The sequence below is a fragment of the Nitrobacter sp. genome, from assembly GCF_047149785.1.
GTDB lineage: Bacteria > Pseudomonadota > Alphaproteobacteria > Rhizobiales > Xanthobacteraceae > Nitrobacter.
In genome coordinates this window covers 248567-264210 of sequence record NZ_BAAGBE010000001.1, presented here as the reverse complement: position 1 = coordinate 264210, position 15644 = coordinate 248567, and the positions used below count along the sequence as shown (strand labels likewise).

Below are 15644 nucleotides of genomic sequence, written 5' to 3'. Positions count from 1 at the left end.
TACGATGTGGACTTACGGAGCGATTGCGGTTTTCGGGGTGCTTGGCTGCTGGGCGCGATTTGCGCAGACCAATCTCGTGCAAGCCGTTTATGGCCGCGACTTTCCCTTTGCCACCATGAGCATCAACATCATGGGAAGCTTCCTCATGGGATTTCTGTTCGTCGAAACCCTGGAGCGCCTGACGCTCGGTCCGGCGCTGCGTACGGGAATCCTGACAGGGTTCATCGGCGGTTATACGACATTTTCGACCTTCGAAATGGAGACGCTTCTGCTTGCCGAAGGCGGCGAGGCGCTGAAGGCCGGGTTGTATGTCCTGCTTTCAGTCGGCCTCGGTTTCGTGGCCGCATTTGGAGGAGCCTACATCGCGCGCAACCTGTAAGGAGAGAGACATGACGGAGGAAGTGTTGATGGTCCGTGTTTACCTGCACGAGGCCGATCACGGACGTCGAAAAACCTTGATGCAGGAGATCTTGACGCTGCTTCAGGATCAGCACGGCGTCGAAGGCGTCACCGTATTCCGCGGAATCGCCGGCTTCGGCGCCGGCGGCGAGGTCCGCGCTGATGATATTCTGCGTCTCAATGTCGATCTGCCGCTCATGATCCAGTTCTTCGACGTGCCGAAGGTCGCCGAAGCCGCAATCGGGATCCTTGGCGACCTGGTTCCGGGAGGCCACATCGTTTCCTGGCCGGCCAAGCGTTATGGCGCAGCGACCCCTGCGTGAGGTCCTCATTTTGCGCCCTTGAGGTCGAACGAGGGGATGGAGGACGTCATGGACAGAATTACTGCGATACTCGGGGACGAAATACTCGACTCGCGCGGCTATCCGACACTGCGCGTCGAGGTTCGCCTGCAAAGCGGCATCAGCGCCTTCGCATCGGTGCCTTCCGGGGCATCCACGGGTGAAGGCGAGGCCCACGAACTCCGCGATGGCCATTCCAAGCGCTATGGAGGGCGGGGAGTCCTCAAGGCGATCGCCAACCTGGAGGAAATCGGCCGTGTGATCCGTGGCCGCGATCCGACCAAACAGGCTGACCTCGATCGTCTGCTCATCGAGACGGATGGGACCGAGACGAAATCCCGGCTCGGGGCCAACGCCATTGTGGGTGCGTCGATGGCGGTTGCTCGCGCCGGCGCGCAGGTCTCCCAAAAGCCGCTATACGCCTACCTCGCGAACGCAGCGGGCTATCGCATTCCGGTTCCAATGATGAACGTCATCAATGGAGGAGTTCATGCCGCGAACTCTCTCGACTTTCAGGAGTTCATGATCGTTCCGCACGGCGCGCCATCGTTCCGCGAGGCCATACGTTGGGGTTCGGAGACCTATCACGCGCTTCGCGCCCTGCTCATCGAGAAAGGTCTCACCACCGGCGTCGGCGACGAGGGCGGGTTTGCGCCGAACCTGGAGGACAACGATGCGGCCTGTTCGCTGATCGTTGAGGCCATCCAGCGTGCCGGTTTCATTCCCGGCGAGCAGATCGCCCTTGCACTCGATCCGGCCGCGTCGTCGTTCTGGCGCGACGGCTCGTACGATCTGAAAAAGTCCGGTGCCGGAACGATGGATAGCGTCGCTCTCGAAGCGCTCTACAGGGACTGGATCAAGCGGTTTCCGATTGTCTCGATCGAAGACGGGTTCGACGAGCACGATTGGCCCGCGTTCCAAGCCCAGACGGCCGAACTCGGACAATCCATCCAGATCGTCGGTGACGATCTGTATGTGACAAATCCCAGGCTGATCGAGCGCGGAGCTGCCGAGAAAACAACGAACGCCGCTCTGATCAAGCTCAATCAGATCGGAACCGTCACCGAAACGATCGCAGCCATTTCGGCGTGTCGGGCAGCGGGATGGAATTACATCATCTCCCATCGTTCCGGAGAAACCGACGATCCGTTCATCGCGGATTTTGCCGTCGCGATGAATGGCGGGCAGATCAAGGCCGGCGCACCCTGCCGCGGCGAGCGTCTGGCGAAGTACAATCGCCTGCTCGAAATCGAACGCGAGGTCGCCGGCCAAAGCTTCTACCTGTCTCCCTTTGCCGCAAATCACGTTCACTCTGTTCACTCTAACGATAATGTCCACACTGCCGGGATTTCCTCGGGGCACGACGTCGTGGCAGTGATCGAGGAGGCCTCTTCAGCCCAACGGTGTCTGACCGTGGCACAACGCGCGGCGCAACTCGCGGGGAATGTTCCGTTAATAGCCCTTCATATCTGTGTCGATCCGGCCAGGCTCATCGCAGCCGCCGAGGAGATCGACCTTCAAATGATGCGTAAGCTGCGCGAAGGTACTGCGCAGGAACGGTTGCGTCAGGCCCGATATGTATTCGAAGGCTGGCTGGCGTTTTCCGGTGCTCGCGTCAAATGGCTCGAACACGTCGGTGATATCACGTCTTCCCTGGTTGCCGAGGTGAAGGGAGCCGGGCTCATCGCGGTGGCAAAGCCGCATAATCTCGACGCCACCGATGCGCTGCACGCAGCGATCTTTAATACCGGCCGCCCGGTCCTGTTCGTGCCCACCGAGGGCGCCCTGCCGCCGACATTGGGCGAGCACATCGTGATTGCGTGGAAACCGCGAACCCAGGCGCGCAAGGCGATCACGCGCACGATGCCCTGGCTGCGAGCGGCCAAGCGACTCACGATCGTCACCGTCGATGAATCCGGAACCGGCCAGGGCTGCGCTGAAGCGGTGGGGCTTCTGAAGGAACAAGGTATTTCGGCCGAGGTCCGGCATGTGCATACCCAGCCGGGCCAGCACATCGGTGCGCGGCTACTGTCGGAGGCCGAAGCGGTCGCGGCCGATGCCATCGTCATGGGCGCCTTTCGTTTCGGCCAGATTTTCGAGTGGGTATTCGGCGGCGTGACGCACGAAGTTCTCAGGCACACCCGCTTGCCGGTTTTCATGATGCATTGAACCGGCAGGCGAATGCCGCGCCTCACGGATCCGTTCAGGGGGGTGTTGTTCCTGCGCTTGAATTGGCCGGCTTGACCTCCAAGCCTCTTGACGCCGCGCCGGCGGCAGACGAGCATGAGAAGGGGAATGGAGTCTCCCTTTAATCAAACCGCCTCGGGGCTGATGACTCCTGCCGCAACATCGTGCGGTGGGAGGTCGCTTGCGCGTATGCACGACGCCTGCGACCGCAGTTCGGGAGGCAGGGCGCGTGCTGGATGCATATCTTCGGCAGTCCGTTCGGAACGGATCACTCGGTATTATCTGGCCGAATGGTCGTCAGGCTCGCTATGGCGAAGAGCACCGCCCGCAGGTGGTGGTACGGCTGAACGGTCCGCTCACGCCGCTGAAGCTTGCCCTTCATCCTTACCTTTATCTTGGCGAAGCCTACATGGACGGCTCGTTGCGTCTTGAGCGCGGCACGTTGTGGGATCTCATGGACCTTCTCTGCAAAAACCTTGCGGGGCAGCGCGATGGTTGGCTGCTTCGGCTCGCGCGGCCAATGATTAGCAGCCTGACCCAGCACAATTCGCGTCGACTTGCCCGGCGACATGTCGCGCACCACTATGACCTCTCCAATAAACTATATCGGCTTTTCCTCGACAAGGACCTGCAGTATTCGTGTGCATACTTTAAGCGCCCCGATCTGACGCTGGATGCCGCGCAAGCGGCGAAGAAACGCCATTTGATCGCGAAGCTTCAACTGCAAGCCGGTCAGCGCGTTCTCGACATCGGCTGCGGGTGGGGAGGCCTCGCGTTGTCGGTCGCCGAAGCCGCGAATGTGGAGGTTCTCGGCATTACCCTCTCCCGAGAGCAGCTTGAGGTGGCGCGGCAACGCGCCAGTGAAGCTGGCTTGTCCGGGCGGGTCAAATTCAAGCTCATGGATTTCCGCGACGTTAAAAAAGATGCGTTCGATCGGATCGTTTCCGTCGGGATGTTCGAACATGTCGGCGCTCCCAACTATGCAGCGTTCTTCGAGCAGATCCGCAAGCTGCTTTCTCCCTCGGGGATCGCCGTCTTGCACGCGATCGGCCGCATGCACGGACCGTCGATAACCAGTCGCTGGATGCAGAAGTATATTTTTCCCGGTGGATATATCCCCGCCCTCTCGCAGGTTATTCCCCACGTCGAACGGTGTGGGCTTTGGCTCACGGATCTGGAAATCCTTCGGCTTCATTATGCCAAGACCCTGCGGCTCTGGCGCGAGCGAATCCAGCAAAGTCGCGAAGCCGTCGAAAAACTGTACGACAAGCGGTTCTGCCGCATGTGGGAATATTACCTCGTCGCCAGTGAAATGAGCTTCCGCTATGCCGGCTTCATGGTCTTCCAGATCCAGTTGGCCAAAGCCGTCGGCGCCGTCCCGCTCACCCGAGATTACCTGTTCGAAACCGAGCGCGACGTCACGCCCTTCTTTGGCTTCCCGACGATTGACGCCAGCGCAGCCGTCGGCGTCGTGGCAGGTTTCGGTGGTTGACGCTTTATAGGAGGCCACCTAGATGCAGAAGAGGGATGGAGTCCCCCTCTTACGCCCTGATCGCTGATGACTCCTGCCAATTGAATCATGCGCCAGACCGAGGCGCCGAGGCAGGACCGCCATGAGGGCCAAGCGTCCCGATCCCCGATATCGCGCTCTTGTCGAGCGAGGATTTTGCAGGCCGCCTCCGGTTGCATCGGAGGTCCCGCTGGCCCCTTTCGGGCGGCGGCGGCAGTCGCTGACATGAAGGATTCAGCCATGGACCTTCGCGGATACGAGGCATCCGGGTCTTCCCAAAAAGTCGCAACGCACGCTGCGCTGGCGGCCTCCGCTCCCGTGGCTGCGTTTGGCAGCATCCTGTTCCCGCCCGGATTCGAGGAGCGGCGGCCCGATCGCGCCGACGAGCCTGATTGCTTCATTGACCTGAACTTGGATCAGGTGATCGCTGCGGTGGTGGCCAAGCGCGACGAAGAGGTCCTGCGACCGATCTTTTACTCTTGTTATCGAAATGAAGAAATCGTCCGCTACCGTCAAGCCGTGTTTGCTGATCTGGAGCGACCCGATGTGTTCGCCCTGTTTCCGGTCTTCCGCGAGGCCATGCGATCCATCCGGGCGGACCTTGGCTATGCAGAACAAATCTCTTATCGCAGCCATAAGCACACGGTTTTTCTGCGTGCGGTCGGCCTTTATTGTCGGGGCGTGACAACGCTGCTTCGCGATCTTCGATCCGTCGTTCCGCAGTCGCCGGGATTGGGAGATTTTCTCAGTTATCTCACTGCCTATTCCGAGTCAGCCTCGTTCCGGCAACTTGCCAGCGAGACCGCCGCACTCCACGAGCTTCTGTCAAATCTGAGCTACGGCATGCTGTTCCGTGGCGATCAGGTCACCGTGCGCAGATACGCTTCCGAGCCCGACTATACCGTCGCCGTTCTCGAGCGCTTTGCGAAGTTCAGAGAGACAGAGGCGGAGCCGCCCGCGCCTCGCAAAAACACGGACGGTTTCTCGTTGAACCACATCGAGCAGGCAATCCTCGAATTCGTCAGCCGTCTCTTTCCGGTGGAGTTTCGCCGCCTTGACGAATTTGTGGACGGCCATAGCGAGTTCATCGACGAGACGATCGCGCGCTTCGATCGCGAGATCGGGTTTTACGTCGCGTATCTCGACTTTATCGACCCTCTCAAACGCACCGGATTGCCCTTCTGTCACCCCGAAGTATCCGTTTCATCGAAGGAGACGTTGGTGGAGGACAGCTTCGACCTGGCGCTCGCCGCAAAGCTCGTCCAGGAAAAAGGCGCCGTCGTCCGCAACGACTTCCACCTCTCCGGGCACGAGCGGTTGCTGGTCGTCTCGGGCCCGAACCAGGGCGGCAAGACAACCTTTGCCCGGATGTTCGGGCAGTTGCACTTCCTGGCGGGCCTCGGCTGCCCCGTCCCCGGCAAGGCCGCACGCTTGTTTCTTCCCGACCGCGTCTTCACGCATTTCGATCGAGAGGAAGACATCACCAATCTGCGAGGCAAACTGGAGGATGAACTCGTTCGATTGCACGTAAGCTGCGAAACCATGACATCGGACAGCGTGATCGTCCTCAATGAAATCTTCAATTCAACAAGCCTGGATGACCAGGTCTTCCTCAGCACCCGGGTTCTCGAGCGGATCCTGGCGACCGACGCGATAGGCGTGTGCGTGACATTCATCGACGCGCTCTCGACGCTGAGCGACAAGACCGTCAGCATGGTAAGCACGGTCGACCCCGAGGATTCCGCACGTCGCACCTTCGAGATCGTCCGCAAGCCGGCGGATGGCCTCGCTTACGCGCTCTCGCTCGCGCAAAAGCACGGGGTAACCTACGAACAGCTCCGCAAGAGGGTGCGTCCATGAAGGTCCACCTGATGCACCCCGACCGCGACTTCGATGCTAAGCCGCCCTCCTCCAAGACTCCGATCCCGTGCGCACAGGATCTCGGACTCGACGTGCTGCTCAACGCCGCAGCGGCAGGGGATCACTATCTCCACGACATCATGGCCGAGGCCTGCGCCCATGCGTGGGGAAACGACATTGCGACCGTGCTGTATCGACAAGCAGTGCTGCAGGACTGCCTCGCCAATCCGGCCGTTGTGCGGCAATTCTATGCGATCGCGACCGAGCCGTTCAGCCGGGATCATAGTTGGAGCTTCAGCCTTTACGGCAGGGATGCCGCCTCGAGGGTGAGTAGCGGCGTGCACACCCTGCAAAGCAGTCTCGATGTCCTGGGCCGCCTGCGAGATACCTGCATCCATCATGCCAACCGCTTCACATCTTCCGGTTTCAGGCGGTTCTTCGCGACGCTCGAACAGAACCTTGACGACGCCTACCTCGCAGCAGCGCGTATCGACCTCGACAACCTGACATTCCACAACGGGCTGTTGCTGAGCGCCCGGGTCGGCGACGGCGGCAAAGCGATCGGCACGATGCTGCGAAAACCGCAGCCACGCGATCTGAGCTGGATGCGCCGCATCCTTACACCTGGAGAGCCGAGTTTCACGTACCAGCTTCATCCCCGCGACGACGCGGGAGCCCGGGCCTTCGGCGAACTGCAAGACCGCGGCCTCAGTCTGATCTCGGACGCGATCTACCAGTCGGCCGAGCACGTCCTCGATTTCATCAAGGCTCTGCGCGCCGAACTCGCGTTCTATCTCGGCTGCCTCAACCTCGGAGAGCGCTTCGAGCAGATCGGTGAAGCGGTTGCATTTCCCGAGCCCCGGGAGAGTCAGGGCCACTTTCGCTGCAAGAATCTGCGTGACGCCTGTCTGGCACTGACGATGGGACGACCGGTGGTCGGCAACGATGTCGATGCCGAAGGCAAGCAGCTCATCATCATTACCGGCGCCAATCGCGGCGGCAAGTCGACATTCCTGCGCAGTGTCGGTCTCGCGCAACTGATGATGCAATGCGGGTCGTTCGTCACCGCGGACGCGCTTGCAATCTCTCTTCATTCCGGCCTGTTCACGCACTACAAGCGGGAGGAAGATCGCGACATGCGAAGCGGCAAGTTCGACGAGGAACTCGTGCGCACGAACGCAATTGCGGATGATATTCACCGGTCTGCGATGGTGCTGTTCAACGAGTCCTTCGCCGCCACCCACGAGCGCGAGGGCTCGGAGATCGCGCGCCAGATCGTTACGGCTCTTCTGGAGAACAACGTCACGATCTTTTTCGTCTCGCATATGTACGAGTTCGCGCGCTCGTTTCTTGACGATGAACGAGCTTTGTTCCTGCGCGCCGACCGCGGGGAAGACGGCGTGAGAACCTTCCGTCTCATCACCGCGAAGCCCCTCCCCCAGAGCTTCGGCGCCGATCTCTACGAACGCATTTTTGGGAACGTATCCGGAGAAGCCACGCGTCGAAGCCGCCGACTTGATCGTGCGGGTGTTGAGCGCGCAAAGACGCGGTGAGCCGATGCCCGACTTCGGCTAGCGATGCCCTCAGAGTATATGTGATGGCCGCGTAATGAGTCCGCTCAAGTCGAAGCGATCCGCATCAACGGTTCTTGGAGCGTTTTCAAGCGAAGCATGTCCTCGGGCTTGACCCGAGGATAGCTACCGGTTCGCATAAAGAAAACGCGCCAAATCAAAAACATAGAGCCCCGCTTCTGATTTCATCAGAAACGGAAAGGCTCTAGCGGATGGTAACCGGCGCCGGCAATGGCGCCACGGCGGTCGGCTGGGTCTCGGGCAGGCTCGCCGTCTGCGGCGGCAGCAGAGCCGGCGCTGCATTCGATCCCGGGGCCGGCTCAGCGGACGACGCCGGTTGAGTGGAAGCCGTCGTGTCGGTGTGGGGCGGACCGCCCGGCAGCACCACAACGCGGGTGCCGACCTTCACGCGATCGAACAAATCCGTCACATCCTCGTTGAGCATGCCGATGCAGCCCGACGAAACGAAGTGCCCGATCGTGGACGGCTGGTTGGTGCCGTGGATGCGATAGACGGTCGAGCCGAGGTACATCGCGCGCGCGCCGAGCGGGTTGCCCGGGCCGCCGGCCATAAAACGCGGCAGGTAAGGCTGGCGCTCGATCATTTCCGGCGGCGGATGCCAGTCCGGCCACTCGGCCTTGCGGCTGATCTTCTGCACGCCGGCCCAGGTGAAACCGTCGCGGCCAACGCGCACGCCGTAGCGGATCGCGCGATTGTTGCCGAGAATATAATACAGATACGTGTTCGCGGTATCGACAACGATAGTGCCGGCGGGCTCCTTGGTGACGAAATTGACTTCCTGCCGGCGCAGTCTCGGCGCCAACTGGTTTTCGCCACCCTGATCGACCTCCGGCTGCTCGTCCGGTGGCAGGGCCGACAGCGGGGTCGGCCTGCCGTCCGCCCCCACAGGAGCCGGCGGCGCGAAACCTGCGGCAGACCCGCCCGTCGAAGCAACCGTTTCCGACCCGCGTGTCGGATATTGCGCGGGGCCAGGCTGACCGTAACGGGGATCGTCCGGCGACATCACCGGACCCTGCTGCGCCATCCCGCGATCCGAATAGACCAGCGCGGGATCGGGGCGACCGTAACGCGGATCGTCCGGCGACATGATCGGTCCCGGCGCGGGCAGCGCCGCGGAATTCTGCCGCCGCGGCGATTGGTCGTCGTCGGCAGCATCGAAATCGGGAATCCTATCGATCGCGGCTGGACGCTCATCTCCACTCGGATATGCTTCATTCGGATATGCGGAGGGCGCCGAATAGATCGTGCCCGGTGCGGGCGGATACCCCTGCGCCGAGGCGAGCGAGGTTCCTGCCGCTCCGGCGACGATCGCGGCAAAAACCGTCAGAATGCGTTTGATCATCATCGTCCTTGTATAGGCCCAACAACACACCGGATCGTTAATGGCCACATCGCGCAGGATAGCGGCGCATTCAAGACAATTCCGGCGAAAACGCCCCATATCCAGTCATAATTCCGAAATCGCGGCGAAGCGTGACCTCTATGCCGCACCTGTTCCGGCGCACCGGGGCGAAGCCAGCCGTTGCGCGGCGATTTTTGGGGCGCGCGGCCGGGTCCGTTGCGGTATTCTCACAATGCCTGATTCGCTGGAGGACGGGGCTTGCGCATCCATCGATCAGGCGTGCGTCAACCGCGTCCGGCTCGACCACCGTCTCAAGCCGCGGCAAAGACGGAACCCAATATCCATGCTGCCCGGCTTCCGTTTCCTGTCCGTTGCGATCGTCCTGGCCGTCTCGATGCTGATTTTCGGTCTCGGCGCAGCCGCTCTGCTACGGGCAACGCACGAGGAGTTCGCAAGCCTGCCTCTCAAGCAGATGCCTGAAGTGATGTTCGGGTCGCGAGAGGCGGTTGAACAGCCCACGTTGGCGGTGTTGCAGGTCGATACACCGGCCAGCGAGCCGGCGCCGGACCAGGCCGAAGCACAACGTCCCGTGACAGCGGCGCCGGACGCACAGCCGGAACCCGCTACCGCCGCGCCTCCTGCGGCGGCGGACACGCCACCCGCCGCGGATGCACTTTCCGCCGCGACCGACAGCGCTGCGCCCGCGTCGTCCCCGGCGCCGTCCGACTCCATGCCAAAGCCGGCGGCGGACACGATGCCCGCCAACGATGCAGCCGGCGCAAAATCATCTGAACCACCGCCGGAGGTTGAAACATCCGTCGGGACAGGTGACGCGGCCAAACTGCAAGTCCCGAAAACCGATGCCGCCAAATCCGACGCTCCCAAACCGGATACCGGAGCATCCGACGTTTCCGAAACGATGACATCGCCGCTCGGGGAACACTTCAGGCCACCCTTGCCGAGCAACCGCCCCACGCAGACGGCACGGACCGCCGCTCCGACGCCGCCGGCCGCCCGACGGTCGTCGGCGAAGCCTCCACGCACCATCAAGCGCCATCGTCACCGCAAGGTCCACCGATCCGTTCGCGCGCGACCGGCTGCCCCGAACCCGGCACCGCCTTCAACGTCGCCATTCGCCTTGGACTGAGCCTGTTCAGGCAGATCCGGTGGCGACCGGGGGACCGTCCTGCAATCCCCATTCCGACCACGACCCGTCGTAAAGCGCGGAGCCACGCACACCAAGCCGGTAAAGCGCAAGCGTCAACACTGCGGCGGACACGCCGGAGCCGCAGGTGGTGACGACAGGCTTCGCCAGGTCGAGACCGGCGCCGGCAAAAGCGGCGCGCAATTCATCAAGCGATTTCATGATGCCGGTCGCGGCATCGAACAGCTCGTTGTAAGGCAAGTTGCGGCTGCCGGGGATATGACCCGAACGCAAGCCCGGCCTCGGCTCCGCGACACTGCCCTCGAAACGACCGGCAGCGCGCGCATCGACAAGCTGCTCGCGGTGCGACGACAGGTTGCTCACGAGCTGCGCCTTGCTGCGCACATAGGCCGGATCGAACGCAGCGGTGAACTTGCCCGGTTTCGGCGTTGCCCTGCCGGACGCGACCGGGCGGCCCTCCGCGCGCCATTTCTTCAAACCGCCGTCGAGCACCCGGACATCGCCGTGGCCGAACGACAGGAACATCCACCATGCCCGTGGCGCTGCGACCCAGCCGCCGGAGTCATACACCACGACCGCATCGCCGGAGGAAATCCCGAGCGCGCCGACATCGCGCGCGAACTGCGCGGCATCCGGATACGTATGCGGCAACGGCGACGCACGATCAGCCACGGCATCGACGTCGAAGAACACCGCGCCGGGAATGTGCGCGGCGAGAAAATCATCGACCGGCAACGGCCGCACGCCCGGCATCTTGAACGAGGCGTCGACGACCTTGACGCCGGCATCGCCGAGATGCGCGGCCAGCCACTCGGTGGATACGAGGGGATCGTCTGCGGAGATCATGGTCAGGTATTCCGCTTGCATGTCATTGCCGGATTGATCCGGCAATCCATCTTCACGAAGGATGGACACGCGGGTCAAGCCAGCGTGCGCCGAAACTATCAGTGTAACCGCCGTCATGCCCGGCCTTGTGCCGGGCATGACGGATAATGTTATGACTTCGCCTTCGGCCCGACATCCTCGACCGCCTCCCCCGAATCGCGCCAGGCTTTGAAGCCGCCGCCGAGATGCGCGACGGGCTTCAGGCCCATGTCCTGCGCAGTCTTCGCCGCCAGCGCCGACCGCCAACCCGAAGCGCAGTGGAAGATGAACGTCTTGTCCTCCTGGAAGATCGGTTTGGCATACGGGCTCTCAGGATCGATCCAGAATTCGAGCATGCCGCGGGGGCAGGAGAACGAGCCGGGAATCCTCCCTTCGCGCTCGAGCTCGCGCGGATCGCGGATATCGACGAGGATCGCTTCGCCGCGTTCAACCGCCGCCTTGACCTCCGCCACGCTCATGGTCTCGATGTCCTTGTTCGCCTCCTCGAGCAACGATTTGATGCCGCGTGTGATCGTCTGGGTCATTTTTACCTCCGGCCACTGCTTTTCCCATTGTTACGGGGAAAAGCTCGGATTGGACGAACGATGCGAAGCATCTTCGCACGATCGGTATGAAGGGCATCATGCTTAACGCAATGCTCGCTCTTGGGAAGTAAAGTAACCGCAATAAGCGAATTGCTGGACCTGTCCGGCTTTTTTTCTCTAGAATTGCCTGCAGCCTGCTCGTTCCTGTTGCCAAACGCGATATAAGAGCAGCGATAATCGAGGAAATGCCGGCGAGAGCGGCATTTTAGAGCTATCCCGGCTTTGATGGAATCAAAACCGGGCTCCAGCTTTTTGTTTTGACGCGTTTTCTTTACGCGAACCGGTATCCATCCTCGGGTCAGGCCCGAGGACATGCTTCGCTTGAAAACGCTTTAGGAGGAGCGGTTTATGGGCGTTATCGTATGGTTGATTGTCGGCGCGATCGCGGGTTGGCTTGCCGGCGTGATCGTCAAAGGCGGAGGCTTCGGGCTGATCGGAAACATCGTCATCGGCATCATCGGCGCAATCGTCGCCGGGTGGCTTTTGCCGGTGTTCGGGATCCTGATCGGCGGCGGCTTTTTTGCTCAGATCATCAATGCGGCCATCGGCGCCATCATCGTTCTCCTGGTCGTGTCGCTCATCAAACGCGCCTGAGAAACAATAGCGCGACGCTCAGCCCCTGTGCCGCAGCGCGATCATCGCCCGCTGATCCTTCACATAGCCCAGAGGCACGCCGAGACGCTGGACGGTGGCGACCACCCTGCCCTTGCTGTTCAGATCGCAGTTCATGTGTGTCGGCGCGATGAAGAAATCAGCGGTTTCCCAAACCATCGCCCAATGCAGATGAGGCTTGGCCTTCTTCAGGAACGCCGCGCGCTCGCCGCAGAACGCCACGGTGTAGACATGATGCGCGTCGCGGCTCGCGACCGGCTCGGTCTTGGCGAGATAGGCTTCCAGTCCGTCGACCGCTTCGGGCATGATCGTCGCCCAGTAATCCGTCGCATAGAGCCGCGACGCGCCCGCGAGCCCGCCCACGAGCGGGTTATAAACGACGTATTCATAGGGATGCAGCCGGTAGAGCGTGAGCGCATTCCAGGAAAACCCGGCGGCGATCACCGCCAGCAGCGCCGCCGCGACCGGTCGGTGCCAGGCCGCGGCCCGCGCGACCGCCGTGTCCAGCCCGACCCCGGTCAAAACAGCCAGCGGCGGCAGCACGAACAGGAAGTGACGCAGACCGCAGAATGCGGGGCCATGCGCGATCGCCTCGCAAAGCAGCGGGAAGAAGGCCGCGAATGCGATCAGCGCGACGTCGCGGCGGCGGCGATCCGAGGCTGCTTCCTGCACAAAAACGGGAACGGCCGCGAACATCAGCGCCAGCGCCGTTCCTGCCAGCATCAGCAGGGGTACCTTGATGAGAAGATAGGCCGGCACGTACCAGCGCGGCACCGTGGCCATGCGATAGACATGCCCGTCCAGCACCGTGCGGATGTCGTAGCAGAAATCGCCGAAGCTGATCAGCCCGCGGATCGGATTGAGCGGCGCCAGCGCCGACCACGGCCAGGCGACGATCATGATCGCGTAGGCAATCAGGAGGGCCGGCACAAATCGCAGCAGCGATGCGGCCATGAATGATATCGCGTCGCGAGGCGCGCGGGCGCAGTGCGCTGGCGAATTGAGCGCGATCGCGACGGGAACGTAACACACGAGCAGGAGCGCCAGCACCTTGATGCCGAGCGCCGCGCCGGTCAGCGCGCCGAAGCCGACCACATGTCGAAGCCGCGGACGCGGCAGGTCGCGCCCCGCCCGCGCCAGGAAGTAGATCGCGCCGGCCATCGCCGCGGCGAGCGGAATATCCTTGGTGTGATGGAACATGGTGCCGTACCACGATCCGCACACCGCCAGCGCCACGCCCGCCAGAAATCCGGCGCGGGGACCTGCGATCAGCCGCGCGGTGGCCAGCGCCGCGCCGAGTCCGCCGACGCCGATAAGGGCGCTCATTAAGTGTCGCAGATCGAAGACATCGAGGGGGACGACCCGGTCGAGCAGGACCGCGACGGAATCGAACAGCCCCCCGTAGAGATAGAGATTGTACAGATGGAAAAGCGAACGGTCGGCGAAGCCACTCCGGTAGTAGGCGACGATCAGCTCGCCATAGCGATGTTGAATCCATTCGTCGTTGGTAATCGCATAGCTGCGGAAGGTAGTCAGGACGAGGATCACCAGGATGCCGAGCAGCACGATCGAACCGAGATCGTACAGATCCCGCCCGGCAATCATGCGCAACCCGCGCAATGCTCTCGATCGAACGCTGAGCGGCGCGAGCGGCTGTTCGATAGTCCCAGCCAGATCGCGAGCCACTTCAGTCATGACGAAAGGCATCCTGAACCGTGCCGTGCGGCCACCGGCATTCCGGCAATGCCTCCGGACGGGCACACCGGTCGCCTTTTGCCCGGGTCACGCAATTTTGGCAAGCGGCACGGGAGGGGAAGAACCGCATCTTGCGAGCGTTTTCGAGCGAAGCATGTCCTCGGGCTTGCCCTGAGGATGGAGCCGGTCCGCGTGAGAAAACGCGTCAATTCAAAATCTTAGAGTCGCCTCGGATTCCATCCGAAGCGAAAAGACCCCTGGCCTTGTCGCGTTCTGCCGCGCGCGGCGCCCGGGGCCCGCTGGCGGCGGGCTATCGGGGCTTTTCATCTAGCTCGTAGGCGAGATGCGCCTTCACCGTCGGCCACTCGGCGGGAAGGATGCTGTAGACGACGGTGTCCCGCAGCGTCCCGTTCGGCGACATCTGATGGTTGCGCAGGATGCCGTCCTGCCTGGCGCCAAGCCGCTCGATGCCGCGGCGGCTGACGTGATTGAAAACGTGCGTGCGGAATTCCACCGCGATGCAGTTCAGCTTTTCAAAAGCATGAGCGAGCAACAGCAGCTTGCACTGGGTGTTGACGGCGGTGCGCTGAACCCGCCTCGCATACCAGGTCGAGCCGATCTCGACACGGCGGCTCGCGGCATCGACGTTCATGTAGGTGGTCATGCCCGCGATCCTGCCCTCGGCGTCCCGCACCGTGAAAGGCAGCATGGTGCCGGCGGCTTGCAAGGACAGCCGCCGCTCGATCTCGGGGCCCATTTTTTCCGGCGCGGGAACAAAAGTGTACCAGATCTTCCAGAGTTCGCCGTCTCTCACCGCTTCGACGAGCGCGTCTCGGTGATCGTAGGACAGCGGCTCGAGCCGCGCGTGACGCCCTTCGAGGGTGACGGGCTGCAGCCAGGCCATGGTGTACTCCATTACATACACTTGTACCGTCATTTGCGAGGGGCGAGAACCCGGCTCCGCGTCGCGACGGGCCGGCGGCAAGAATACGCAGACGGTCGAAAAGCCGGACTATGACGGTGGAACCTTAACAACCGGTCTTGAATCCATCACTTCAAAACTGCCCGAGCTACTTCGCGTTCTCCTTCACGCCGTCTTTTGTCTTCTCCATCGACTGTGGCGGTTTCTTCCGCGCCGCCCGGAGTTCGGCAACCGCCTTCTGCAGTTCCGCGACCGTGCTCTCCAGCGCTGCGATCCGCCGGCCGGCGGCGTCGATCTTCTGTCCGCTATCGGTGACAAGTCTGCTGAGGCTCGCTTGCAGGAAGTTGACGTTGCTCTGCAGGCAGCTCGTTCGCCGCTCCATCTTCTTTTCGGCGGTGCAGACTTCGATGCCGGGAACGTCCTGGGCCAGGGCCGCGCCAGAGCGCAACACGCAGGTAGTCGCGATCATCAGTATCCATGGAAGGTTCCGGCCGCTCATCGATATCCCCGTCTCGACAATGATTCCCGATCGACAGCATTGCAGAATGTA

The 15644-nt window shown here is 62.2% G+C and carries 14 protein-coding genes, 1 pseudogene and 1 riboswitch; of the genes and pseudogenes, 9 read left to right on the top strand and 6 right to left on the bottom strand.

Going from position 1 to position 15644, the window contains the following annotated elements; translation table 11 throughout:
- Positions 1-4 precede the first annotated feature (4 nt).
- The 7 genes and pseudogenes from ACMDCM_RS01195 to ACMDCM_RS01165 all read left to right on the top strand — a co-directional run bounded on the left by ACMDCM_RS01195 (position 5) and on the right by ACMDCM_RS01165 (position 7850).
- A complete protein-coding gene (locus ACMDCM_RS01195) occupies positions 5-379 on the top strand; it encodes a fluoride efflux transporter FluC (protein ID WP_412771854.1) in 375 nt (124 codons plus the stop codon).
- 10 nt (positions 380-389) lie between these two features.
- Entirely contained in the window at positions 390-722 is a 333-nt protein-coding gene (locus ACMDCM_RS01190; protein ID WP_412771853.1) for a DUF190 domain-containing protein, read from the top strand.
- A gap of 48 nt (positions 723-770) precedes the next feature.
- Positions 771-2021, top strand: a pseudogene (gene eno / locus ACMDCM_RS01185) (phosphopyruvate hydratase); the annotation flags it as partial.
- A gap of 240 nt (positions 2022-2261) precedes the next feature.
- On the top strand, positions 2262-2909 hold the full coding sequence (locus tag ACMDCM_RS01180; protein WP_412774626.1) for a universal stress protein: 648 nt from the start codon (positions 2262-2264) through the stop codon (positions 2907-2909).
- Between the two features lie 113 nt (positions 2910-3022).
- Positions 3023-3088, top strand: a riboswitch (Fluoride riboswitch).
- A gap of 68 nt (positions 3089-3156) precedes the next feature.
- Positions 3157-4419 (top strand): class I SAM-dependent methyltransferase, encoded by a 1263-nt coding sequence (locus ACMDCM_RS01175; protein ID WP_412771852.1) that lies wholly within the window; start codon positions 3157-3159, stop codon positions 4417-4419.
- Positions 4420-4593: 174 nt separating this feature from the next.
- Entirely contained in the window at positions 4594-6297 is a 1704-nt protein-coding gene (locus tag ACMDCM_RS01170; protein WP_412771851.1) for a MutS-related protein, read from the top strand.
- Positions 6294-7850, top strand: coding sequence for a MutS-related protein (locus ACMDCM_RS01165; RefSeq protein WP_412771850.1), 1557 nt, complete (start codon positions 6294-6296; stop codon positions 7848-7850). Before ACMDCM_RS01170 ends, ACMDCM_RS01165 begins: the two co-directional genes overlap by 4 nt.
- A gap of 223 nt (positions 7851-8073) precedes the next feature.
- Here the strand turns inward: ACMDCM_RS01165 and ACMDCM_RS01160 are convergent, their stop codons facing one another.
- On the bottom strand, positions 8074-9234 hold the full coding sequence (locus ACMDCM_RS01160; RefSeq protein WP_412771849.1) for a L,D-transpeptidase: 1161 nt from the start codon (positions 9232-9234) through the stop codon (positions 8074-8076).
- Between the two features lie 340 nt (positions 9235-9574).
- On the opposite strand from ACMDCM_RS01160, the gene ACMDCM_RS01155 reads away from it, so the two are divergent.
- The gene (locus ACMDCM_RS01155) at positions 9575-10378 is read left to right on the top strand and encodes a hypothetical protein (protein WP_412771848.1); all 804 of its coding nucleotides are present in this window, start codon (positions 9575-9577) and stop codon (positions 10376-10378) included.
- Positions 10379-10384: 6 nt separating this feature from the next.
- Here the strand turns inward: ACMDCM_RS01155 and sseA are convergent, their stop codons facing one another.
- Together sseA and ACMDCM_RS01145 are read right to left on the bottom strand one after the other, a co-directional pair.
- A complete protein-coding gene (gene sseA, locus ACMDCM_RS01150; RefSeq protein ID WP_412771847.1) occupies positions 10385-11242 on the bottom strand; it encodes a 3-mercaptopyruvate sulfurtransferase in 858 nt (285 codons plus the stop codon).
- A 149-nt stretch (positions 11243-11391) separates the two neighbouring features.
- On the bottom strand, positions 11392-11805 hold the full coding sequence (locus tag ACMDCM_RS01145; RefSeq protein ID WP_412771846.1) for a rhodanese-like domain-containing protein: 414 nt from the start codon (positions 11803-11805) through the stop codon (positions 11392-11394).
- A 408-nt stretch (positions 11806-12213) separates the two neighbouring features.
- Between ACMDCM_RS01145 and ACMDCM_RS01140 the strand changes: the two genes are divergently transcribed.
- The gene (locus ACMDCM_RS01140) at positions 12214-12459 is read left to right on the top strand and encodes a GlsB/YeaQ/YmgE family stress response membrane protein (protein WP_412771845.1); all 246 of its coding nucleotides are present in this window, start codon (positions 12214-12216) and stop codon (positions 12457-12459) included.
- An 18-nt stretch (positions 12460-12477) separates the two neighbouring features.
- On the opposite strand, the gene ACMDCM_RS01135 is transcribed toward ACMDCM_RS01140, so the two are convergent.
- From ACMDCM_RS01135 to ACMDCM_RS01125, 3 genes are all read right to left on the bottom strand, one after another.
- Positions 12478-14172 carry an ArnT family glycosyltransferase gene (locus tag ACMDCM_RS01135; protein WP_412771844.1) on the bottom strand — a complete coding sequence of 565 codons (1695 nt, stop codon included), beginning with the start codon at positions 14170-14172 and terminating at the stop codon, positions 12478-12480.
- A gap of 310 nt (positions 14173-14482) precedes the next feature.
- Positions 14483-15076, bottom strand: a complete 594-nt coding sequence (locus ACMDCM_RS01130) for a GNAT family N-acetyltransferase (protein WP_412771843.1) — start codon at positions 15074-15076, stop codon at positions 14483-14485.
- A 166-nt stretch (positions 15077-15242) separates the two neighbouring features.
- Positions 15243-15593: a hypothetical protein gene (locus ACMDCM_RS01125; protein WP_412771842.1), complete on the bottom strand. Its 351-nt coding sequence runs from the start codon at positions 15591-15593 to the stop codon at positions 15243-15245.
- Between the last annotated feature and the right edge of the window lie 51 nt (positions 15594-15644).